The 3,463-nt window shown below is 75.6% G+C and carries 2 protein-coding genes and 1 pseudogene; all 3 read left to right on the top strand.

The annotated features are described in order from the left end of the window. The coding region (locus PYV61_RS22735; RefSeq protein ID WP_275835987.1) for a M1 family aminopeptidase at nt 1–2,740 on the top strand (2,740 nt) is incomplete at its 5' end. A 24-nt stretch (nt 2,741–2,764) separates the two neighbouring features. Then, nucleotides 2,765–3,166: a hypothetical protein gene (locus tag PYV61_RS22740; protein WP_275835989.1), complete on the top strand. Its 402-nt coding sequence runs from the start codon at nt 2,765–2,767 to the stop codon at nt 3,164–3,166. Between the two features lie 7 nt (nt 3,167–3,173). After that, nucleotides 3,174–3,463: pseudogene (locus PYV61_RS22745) on the top strand (hypothetical protein); the annotation flags it as partial.

Genomic DNA, 3,463 nt, shown 5'->3' on the forward strand with positions numbered 1-3,463 from the left:
GCTGCCGCCCGCCGGGCCGCGTGCGGTCGCCGTCGGCGCGCGCGCCGGGCAGGCCGTCGCGATCGCGGCGCGCGGCTGGCGCGAGGTCGCCGCGACGCGGACGTTCCTGCTGATCCTCGCCGGCGCGATGGCGTTCGTGTTCGCCACCGGGTGGGACGTCGGCGGCGGGATCTTCGGCGACTCTACCTGGCCGGTCACGCACCTGATCGCCGGGACGGTGCTCGGCAGCTACCTGCCGCCCGTCATGGCGCTCCTCGTCGCCGTCCTCGCCGGGGACCTGGTGTGGCGCGAGCGCGAGGTCGGGCTGGGCGACATCGCCGCCGTCGCGCCGGTGTCCGACGGCGTCGCGCTGCTCGGGCGCTTCCTCGCGCTCGTGGCGATGCTCGCGACGCTGCAGGCGGCCTTCATCGCCGGGGGCATGCTCCTCCAGGCGCTCCAGGGCTACACGCGCTTCGAGGTCGGCGTGTACTTCAAGCTCCTCTTCGGCATCAAGCTCGTCGACTACGTGCTGCTCGCCGCGCTGGCGATGGCGGTGCACGTCGTCGTGAACCACAAGTACCTCGGCCACCTCATCGTCGTCCTCTACTTCGCGTCGACGCTGGCGGCCGGCCTGCTCGGGATCACCGACCGCATGCTGGTCTACGGCTCGGACCCGGGCTGGGTGTGGTCGGACCTGAACGGGCTCGCGCCGTTCCTCGAGGGGCTCGTCTGGTTCAAGCTGTACTGGGCGGCGTGGGCGCTGGTGTTCGCCGTGGTCGCGAGCCTGTTCTGGGTGCGCGGGCGCGAGCTGGGCGCGCGCCGCCGCCTCGCGCTGGCGCGGCAGCGGCTCCGCGGCGGGACGCTGCGCGCGGCCGTCGCCGCGGCGGCCCTCGTGGTCGGCCTCGGGGGGTTCGTGTTCTACAACACGCGCGTCCTCAACGCCTACGAGACGCCCGACGCGATCGCCGAGGCGAAGGCCGAGTACGAGCGGCGGTACAAGCGGTTCGAGGACGCGCCCTCGCCGAGCGTCTACGCGAGCTCGATGCGGGTCGAGCTGTACCCGGAGGAGGGCGCGGCCGAGGTGGACGCCACCTACCGGCTCGTGAACCGCGAGAGCCGCGCGATCGACTCCCTCCACGTGCTGCCGAGCGCGCTGGTCGAGACGCGCGCGCTCGCGTTCGACCGCGCCGCCCGGCTGGTGGTCGACGACACCGCGCGGCGCTACCGCGTCTACGCGCTCGCGCGGCCGCTCGCGCCGGGCGACTCGGTCGCGATGCGCTTCCGGCTGGTGCACCGGCCCCGCGGCTTCCGCAACGCCGGCGCGCCGACCGACGTCACGGCCAACGGCACCTACATCTTCGGCACCTGGATGCCGACGCTGGGCTACTCGCCCTCCCGCGAGCTGCAGGACGAGCGGAAGCGGCGCGAGCTCGGGCTCCCGCCCCGCGTGACGGCGCCGAGCGGCGGGGACGTGGAGACGCAGGCGGCGGAGAAGCCCGTGCAGCTGGTGACCGGCGAGACCATCGTCGGCACCGACCCGGGCCACACGGCCGTCGCGGTCGGGACGCTCGTGCGCGAGTGGTCGGACCCTTCGGCAGGCTCACGGGGCCGCCGCTACTTCCACTACCGGGTCGACCAGCCCACCCGCTTCGGCACCGCGGTCCTGTCCGCGGCGTACGCGGTCCGCCGGGACACGGCCGGGGGGATCCCGCTCGCGGTCTACCACCACCCGTCGCACGACGTGAACGTCGACCGCATGCTGCGCAGCATGCGCGCGTCGCTCGCGTACTACGGCGCGCAGTTCGGCCCCTACCAGTTCGGGGAGCTGCGGGTCGTCGAGTTCCCCCTGTACGCGGGGGGCGCGCGGGCGCACCCGCACACGATCGCCTTCTCCGAGGGGAGCGCGTTCCTCACGCGCGTCGACTCCGGCGCCGTCGACCGCACCTTCTTCGTCGTCGCCCACGAGACCGCGCACCAGTGGTGGGGCGGGCAGGTGATCCCCGCCAGCGCGCCGGGCGCGGGGATGGTGAGCGAGACGCTCGCGCAGTACAGCTCGATGATGGTGCTCGAGACGGCCTACGGCGAGGCGATGGCGCGCGACTTCTACGACTCGGTGATGAAGGCGTACCTCTCCGGCCGGAGCGTGTACACGAACCGCGAGGTGCCGCTGCTCGACGTGGTGGACCAGAGCTACGTCTACTACATGAAGGGCGCGGCGGCGATGTACACGATGCGCCGGTGGCTGGGCGCCGACGTGGTGAACGGCGCGCTGCGCCGCTTCCGCGATCGGCACGCGGGGCCCGGCGCGCCGCCGCCGACGTCGCGCGCGCTGTACGCCGAGCTGCGGGCGGCGACGCCGGACTCGCTGCGGCCGCTGCTCGCCGACCTGTTCGAGCGGATCACGGTGTGGGACGTGCGCGCCGACTCCGTGCGCGCGGCGCCGGACGGCGCGGGCGCGTGGCGCGTGACGCTGTTCGTCGAGGCGTCCAAGGCGTACGCCGACAGCATCGGGCGGCAGACGCCGGCCGCGCTCGACGAGCTCGTGGAGGTCGGCGTGTTCGCCGACCCCGCGGGCGCGGACGGGGGCCTCGGGACGCCGCTGCACCTGCGGCGGCACCGCGTGCGGAGCGGGAAGCAGACGATCACGATCACGGTGCCGCGGAAGCCGTCCCGCGCGGGGATCGACCCCTTCCGGACGCTCATCGAGCGCGAGCGCGACGACAACACGGCCGAGGTGCCGGGGGACGCGCCGCGCCCCTGACGGCGCGCCGGTTATCGTTCGCGGGTGATCTCCTCCCTGCTCTCCCGCCTCAGCGCCGCCCTGCTCCTCGCGGGCGGCGCGACGCTGCTCTTCGCCCCGGACGTCGTGCTGCCGGCGCTCGTCCCCGGCTTCCCGCGCGACGGGGCGTGGCTCGGGCAGCTCCTCGGCGCCGCGTGGCTCGGGGCCGCGGCGCTCAACTGGCTGCAGCGCGGCGCGCTGCTCGGCGGGATCTACGGGCGGCCCGTCGTCATGGCGAACACCGCGCTCTACTTCGTCAGCGCCGCGAGCCTGCTGCGCGCGCTGCTCGGGGGCGCGGCGCCGCGCGCGGCGTGGGTCGTGGCGGCGCCGGCGACGGCGCTCGCCGTCGCGTACGGCGCGCTGCTCCTGCGCGGCCCGTTCGACCCGCTGCGCCCGCCCGCGCGCTGACGCGCCGGTGCGACGTCCCGGCTCTGTGGACCCGCGGCGCATCTGGCGGCGCGTCCGGCGGGTCTGGGCGACGCTCGGGACGCTCGCCGGCGTCACGTTCTTCGCGTGGTCGCTGATCGCCTACCGCGCCGCGCCCGAGGCGCACGCCGCGACGGCGGGCGACGCCGAGGAGGAGGTGCGGCGCGGCGACGGGACCTGGCGCTCCGCGCCGGGGCGCGGGGCGGCGCCCGGCGCCCCCGCGCTCGTGCTCTTCCCCGGCGCGCTGGTGGACGCCGCGGCGTACGCGGCGCTCGCGCG

Source organism: Roseisolibacter sp. H3M3-2, assembly GCF_029211165.1.
Lineage (GTDB): Bacteria > Gemmatimonadota > Gemmatimonadetes > Gemmatimonadales > Gemmatimonadaceae > Roseisolibacter.